Annotated in this window: 8 protein-coding genes; all 8 read left to right on the forward strand. The window is 41.8% G+C overall.

From position 1 onward, the window contains the following. Positions 1-75 precede the first annotated feature (75 nt). Entirely contained in the window at positions 76-1,662 is a 1,587-nt protein-coding gene (locus tag I8751_RS13080; protein ID WP_214439594.1) for an HlyD family efflux transporter periplasmic adaptor subunit, read from the forward strand. A 96-nt stretch (positions 1,663-1,758) separates the two neighbouring features. Next, on the forward strand, positions 1,759-2,256 hold the full coding sequence (locus tag I8751_RS13085) for a DUF427 domain-containing protein (protein ID WP_214439595.1): 498 nt from the start codon (positions 1,759-1,761) through the stop codon (positions 2,254-2,256). A 103-nt stretch (positions 2,257-2,359) separates the two neighbouring features. Further along, a complete protein-coding gene (locus I8751_RS13090; protein WP_404800431.1) occupies positions 2,360-2,689 on the forward strand; it encodes a hypothetical protein in 330 nt (109 codons plus the stop codon). Between the two features lie 230 nt (positions 2,690-2,919). Next, entirely contained in the window at positions 2,920-3,270 is a 351-nt protein-coding gene (locus tag I8751_RS13095) for a YtxH domain-containing protein (RefSeq protein WP_214439597.1), read from the forward strand. Between the two features lie 11 nt (positions 3,271-3,281). Further along, entirely contained in the window at positions 3,282-3,860 is a 579-nt protein-coding gene (locus I8751_RS13100) for a DUF948 domain-containing protein (protein WP_214439598.1), read from the forward strand. 466 nt (positions 3,861-4,326) lie between these two features. Further along, positions 4,327-5,136 (forward strand): TPM domain-containing protein, encoded by an 810-nt coding sequence (locus tag I8751_RS13105; RefSeq protein WP_214439599.1) that lies wholly within the window; start codon positions 4,327-4,329, stop codon positions 5,134-5,136. 112 nt (positions 5,137-5,248) lie between these two features. After that, a complete protein-coding gene (locus I8751_RS13110; protein WP_214439600.1) occupies positions 5,249-5,875 on the forward strand; it encodes a precorrin-8X methylmutase in 627 nt (208 codons plus the stop codon). Positions 5,876-5,973: 98 nt separating this feature from the next. Then, positions 5,974-6,176 (forward strand): helix-turn-helix domain-containing protein (locus tag I8751_RS13115; protein WP_214439601.1); only part of this gene is annotated, 203 nt, incomplete at its 3' end.

The following is a 6,176-nucleotide window of genomic DNA, read 5'->3' on the forward strand; positions in this document are numbered from 1 at the left end:
GTCAATAATTCAAAATTATTGACCATAATCAATACTTTCCCAGTCCCAATTCTACAGTTAAAACATAAAATTACTATGACTCAACTTAATAATGGAAATCGCCTAAATAGCCATAATGGTAACGGCAAAAAAGAAAACAAAGTCAAAGCAGATTCATTGATAGCTATAGATCAAAAAAAGGCTGCCAAAAAACCTTTAATTAACCCATACGACGGTAATTTTGAGCAATCAGTTGTGCTGCGCCAATCTCCAGTTTGGTCACGCACAATTATGATCACTCTGGTAGGGTTAGCATGTGTTGGCATTGCCTGGGCGTATTTCGCTAAAATCGAGCAAGTCGTGCCTGCTACTGGTCAGTTAAAGCCCGAAGGTACAGTTAAAGAAGTTCAGGCTCCTGTCAATGGGGTAGTAAAAACGGTACATGTAAAAGATGGACAAACTGTCAAACAAGGAGACTTGTTATTAACATTTGAGAGCGTTGCCACACTTGCTCAATTAAATTCTTTAAAACAAATTCGTACTGCATTAACGCAAGAAAACCAAATTTATCGCCGCTTGATGAATGCAAGTGGTGCAGTAACATCGGAAGCAGAATTTTTACGTAGTAATTTGCCCAGAGATGCTGCCTTTTTATTAAAAAGTCGGGCAGCATTAGTTGCAGAAAATGAATTGTTACGTACTGAATTGAACAACTCTACTGCGAATACAGGGTTAGGAATTGATGAACGACAACGTCTCCAAATTTCTAGAAGAGAATTACAATCTCGCGCTGCTGCTGCACAATTAGAGGTTGAGAAAACCAAAAAACAACTTGCTCAAACTGTAGTTAAATTGGCCGATACCAAGTCAGGTTTAGCTATCCAACAAGAGATTTTAGATAAACTGAAAATCCTATCCGAAGAAGGTGGAATTTCTCAGCTTCAGTATCTTAACCAGAAACAACAGGTGCAAACTTTAATCGCAGAAGTAGCACAACTAGGTGAAGAACAGCAACGTCTGCAATTTGATATTGAGAAAGGAAGACAGGATTTAAACAATACTGTTGCTATTTCTTATAAAACCATTTTAGAAAAAATAGCTGATAACAAAAAGCGCATTGCTGACATTGATAGCCAATTTATGAAAATTGTCTTAGACAATGAGCAAAATTTGGCAGATATCAATAGTAAAATTTCTCAAGCTCAACTGAACTACAAATATCAAGAACTTCATGCCCCTGTAGCTGGGACAGTTTTTGATTTACAAGCTAAAAATCCTGGCTACGTAGCCAATCCTACCCAAAAACTTCTCCAAATCGTACCTAACGATAAGTATATAGCTGAAGTATTTATCACAAACAGAGACATCGGTTTTGTGAAGAAAGGCATGAAAGTTGATGTGAGAATTGATTCATTTCCTTTCAGCGAATTTGGGGACATTAAGGGAGAATTAGCTGGGATAGGGTCAGATGCATTACCACCAGATGAAACACATAAATTTTATCGATTTCCAGCAAAAATTAGTTTAAATAAACAATCTCTAAATATAAAAGGCAGAGACATCCCTTTGCAGTCAGGTATGTCAATTAGTGCAAATATCAAAGTCCGAGAAGAACGGACTGTGATGAGTCTGTTTACGGAGATGTTTACCAACCAAGTTGAAAGCTTGAAAGAAGTGCGATAAAAGTTAGTTGTTAGTTGTTAGTTGTCAGTTGTCAGTTGTCAGTTGTTAGTTGTTAGTTGTTGTTCCTTTTGCACCTCTGCTCCCTCCCATCCTCCTATGCCCTACCCTCAACGTATTAACCCTGCTCCTGGACAAGAATCAGTTTGGGATTACCCACGTCCTCCTCGCCTGGAGGATACAAACAAACATATCCAGATTATTTTTAATGGAGTGACAATTGCAGATACCCACAGCGCTAAGCGTGTTTTAGAAACTAGTCACCCGCCTGGTTACTACATCCCCCCTACGGATATAAAAATGGAACACTTGCTACTGACACCACAATCTAGTTTTTGTGAGTGGAAAGGAAACGCAGGTTATTACACCATTCGTGTAGGTGATAAAGAAGTGCAGAATGCTGCCTGGTTTTACCCCGACCCGACACCAGCTTTTGCATCTCTTAAAGATCATGTAGCGTTTTATGCCCATCTCATGGATGCCTGTTATGTCAATGACGAAAGGGTACAACCGCAACTAGGTAACTTTTATGGTGGTTGGATTACCAATGATATTGTTGGGCCATTCAAGGGTAGCCCTGGTACTTGGGGATGGTAAAGTATAGTTCAATAAATTTCAGAGTTGATTAAGGCACATACTCTGCCGCTATCATGAAATCAGAGCCAATTAAACCTAACCTTGGTGAAGGTAAACAATGGTAATGATAGTTGTCGTCATTAACACCCTCATCTCGTTAATACTATTTTATGTGGCTTGGCGAGTATGGAAACTCAAGCAGTTGATAAGGCAAATCGCCAATAAACTGACAGTCTATGAACGTAATACTTATGCAGCACTGTATAATGCACCGGAAAATATTTATATTGGACAGCGCAATATTCATAACTTACGCCAGGGAAACCAAGGGCTACAAGTAAAAATTCAGCAAGTGCGGCAAATTGTCGGTCTGCTGTTTCTGGGACGACGAGTCTGGGGGCGATCGCTTCGCAGACCAGGGGCTACATTAGGGAAAAAGGTGATCGCAAAATAAAAACTCTACCCACAAAGGGATATAGTTTTGTCAGTGGTCAGTGGTTAGTAATTAGTAGCCCAGATCAAAAACAACTGACAACCGACAACTGACCACTGACTCGCTAAGCATAAATCACAGCAACATTTCTAGCTGGTATATTGTCACCATACATTAATTAGATAAAATCATTTGGGTCTTGCAAGGGGAGGAAACCCACCTAAAATGATTGTAAGGAGATAAAAAATAACATGTCTAATAACCGTTCTGGAGTATTTTTTGGCGGTTTGATGTTGGGAGCTACTATCGGTACCTTGACTGGTTTGCTAGTTGCTCCACGCACAGGGCGCGAAACGCGTAAACTTTTAAAAAAATCTGCCGATGCCTTACCAGAATTGGCGGAGGATTTATCAACGAGTGTGCAAATTCAGGCAGACCGTCTTTCTGCCAGCGCACTGCGAAACTGGGATGAAACTTTAGATAGATTACGAGAAGCGATCGCCGATGGTGTAGATGCCAGCCAACGTGAAAGTCAAGTCTTGAAGCGTCAAAAGACTCAAGAAAACTCAGATCCTCTTCCCCAACAACTAGAACACTCATAAATAGCATAACCGTGATTGATCCCCTGTTTTGGCTGGGACTATCTCTACTTTTAGTCGCTACCAGTCTGACTGCTGTTTTGGTAGCAGCCATACCAGCTTTACAGGAGTTGGCACGCGCTGCTCGTAGTGCAGAAAAGCTTTTTGATACTCTTTCACGAGATTTACCACCGACGCTAAACGCCATCCGTACAACTGGCTTGGAAATTACAGATTTAACTGATGATGTCAGTGAAGGTGTAAAAAGCGCTAGTCAAGTTGTTAAGCAAGTTGACCAAAGCTTGGATGGTGCGAGAAAACAAGCTCAAAATGTTCAAGTCGGTACACGCAGCATCTTTGTTGGTGTCAAAACTGCGTGGAAAACCTTCACGCGCCAAAAACCTGCACGGCGACCTGTTGAACGTCTGCCCATTAATGAAACACCATCACTGACGTTGCGAGAACGCGAAGTACTCAGACAAGAAGAGCGCCGGACAAAAGCTGAGGCGTACCGCATTAAGGATGGTTACAATCAGCCTCCTAGCAGGGAGGACAATGATGAAAATTTTCTCTCCAAACCTATAGCCTCTGATGATTGGTACAATCAAGAGTGAACTACCCAGACTGACTTGGAGTACCAAGTGCAGTGTTGGCTTCCAACTTCACAGAAGATTGCCGCATCTTGGATTTGCGTCCGCGAATTGGTCTTACATCCTCTCCATTGGCGTTAGCCTCCCCCGTCCCAGAGGAGGACAGCAGTCTTGTATACGTTGGGTTTCACTTTGTTCAACCCAACCTACGCATCTGTCTCATTTTTTTCTGGAATTGGTATTACGGCCAATCAGTTAAATTTTGATGGCGATTAGGTACTAGAAAAGAAGAAGTATCGCAGCATAGGGTAGACATCAATTTCTCAGCCCCTAGTTTCTGATCCCCAAAAATTAAGAAAGCAAGACTGAGGCTTTGCTTAGATCCCTTAGATTAGAGTAAAGTAAACAAGTGTAAAGAACTATCACTTTTCCCGTACTCTTTTAAAACAACTTGTTCACTTTTAACCTTGATATTTATATACAAACGTCCATGCAATTTTGTTTTTGGCGACGACTTCTAGTATCCATTGCGGTATTTTTCTTGGCTGGGTCAATTTGGGCGATGCATTCTTCCCCAGCACTGGCTTATGAGAATCCCGACTTATTACCAAATACTTTTACTCCAGTTGTAGATTTAGCTAGCTCTCTCCCTGATTTGCAAGAAGAAAGGCTTGTCCAAGATTTAGAGCAATTTGAAGCCGATACTGGTTGGAAATTGCGAGTATTGACTCAGTATGACCGCACCCCAGGTCGCGCAGTGATCAACTATTGGGGTTTGGATGACAAAAGTATTTTGCTAGTTGCTGATTCTCGTGGTGGTAACATCCTCAGCTTTAGTGTCGGTGATGCTGTTTATGAACTTCTACCGCGAACTTTCTGGATAGAACTACAAACCCGCTTCGGAAATTTATATTTTGTGCGAGAACAAGGCGAAGACCAAGCCATCTTGCAAGCCTTAGATTCAGTTAAAGGCTGTTTATTGAAGGGTGGTTGTAATGTCGTTCCCGGACTACCACGAGAGCAATGGATTCTTACCTTGATTACCTCAGTCATTGGTGGATTTATTTGTGGATTTGCAGCTCAACCCCGCACTGAAGGACAAGTTTTCGCTTGGCAATGGGCTTTAATTTTTTCGCCTTTGTGGGGAATTTTGTTTATTGCCTTCGGTATTGGGCCAGTAGTAACACGCACCAGCGATTGGTTGCCCTTAGTTCGTAATATATCTGGTTTTCTGATTGGCGTTCTGGTTGCTTACTTGTCTCCGATGTTTAGTCGCCCCCCTTCTTCTAATGCCAGTTAAGAGTTAAAAGTTAGGAGTGAGGAGTTGATTAAAAACTTATAACTCTTAACTACTTACTCCTCACTCTCTGAAGCTGATAAGCTGAAAGCTGGTATCTCAGAGCGCAATAGCAATGGAATGGCACGTAACTGATGCTCAAAGTTTAGCAATCATTGATAGTGAAATCGGCGATCATGTCTTTTCACCCGCAGAGTATGAAATTGTTCGGCGGGTGATATATGCCACAGCTGACTTTGAGTATAAGTCTTTAATCCGCTTTTCTGAGCGTGCCTTGCAAGCTGGTGCGGCAGCATTAGCGGCGCGTAGCACTATTGTGGTAGACATCCCAATGGTACAAGTAGGTATCGCTTACGACATTCAAAATACTTTTGCTAATCCAGTCTATTGCAGCATGGAAGCTCTGACGCGTCCTCAGAAAGAAAAAACTCGTGCAGCTTGGGGAATTGAAACTCTAGCCAAGCGTTACCCAGAGGGAATTTTTGTGGTCGGTCAAGCCCAAACAGCATTGACTGCACTGGTTGATTTAATCGAAGCCGAGGAAATTCAACCTGCTTTAATCGTTGCGACTCCAGTTGGGTTTGTTAATGTAGATACTGCAAAAGGTCGCTTGCAAGACTCTTTAGTTCCTCACATTATTATTGACAGTCGCAAAGGTAATGCAGTTGTGGCAGCTGCGATCATTGATGGACTGGTAGACTTGGCTTGGCAAGCATACGAGCAAGAGGGGAATAGCGAATAGGAGAGCAGGGGAGCAGGGGAGCAAGAGGAATAACAACTGATACCAATTCACTAAAAAAATGATAGAAATAGTTAAGTCAGAAATATGAGCAGAAGTTCATGGCTGGAGTCACCAAAGTAAAAATAGAAGAATCGGCAGAGGAATTACGTGAACTGCTGAAAAAACAGAAAACAGCATTAGGAAAAGAACGTATTCAAGCATTGTATTTACTAAAGATAGGTCAGGTAAGGACAATACAAGATTTAGCGGTAGTGTTGGGAAGAGGAAGTGCCACAGTACAAAGGTGGTTCAAGGCTTATAC

The sequence above is a fragment of the Atlanticothrix silvestris CENA357 genome (assembly GCF_016056295.1).
GTDB lineage: Bacteria > Cyanobacteriota > Cyanobacteriia > Cyanobacteriales > Nostocaceae > Atlanticothrix > Atlanticothrix silvestris.

What these genes read in the sequence shown, in the direction of transcription:
- I8751_RS13080 (WP_214439594.1), top strand. Translation starts at nt 76, where the DNA reads ATGACTCAACTTAATAATGGAAATCGCCTAAATAGCCATAATGGTAAC.
- I8751_RS13085 (WP_214439595.1), top strand. Translation starts at nt 1,759, where the DNA reads ATGCCCTACCCTCAACGTATTAACCCTGCTCCTGGACAAGAATCAGTT.
- I8751_RS13090 (WP_404800431.1), top strand. Translation starts at nt 2,360, where the DNA reads ATGATAGTTGTCGTCATTAACACCCTCATCTCGTTAATACTATTTTAT.
- I8751_RS13095 (WP_214439597.1), top strand. Translation starts at nt 2,920, where the DNA reads ATGTCTAATAACCGTTCTGGAGTATTTTTTGGCGGTTTGATGTTGGGA.
- I8751_RS13105 (WP_214439599.1), top strand. Translation starts at nt 4,327, where the DNA reads ATGCAATTTTGTTTTTGGCGACGACTTCTAGTATCCATTGCGGTATTT.
- I8751_RS13110 (WP_214439600.1), top strand. Translation starts at nt 5,249, where the DNA reads ATGGAATGGCACGTAACTGATGCTCAAAGTTTAGCAATCATTGATAGT.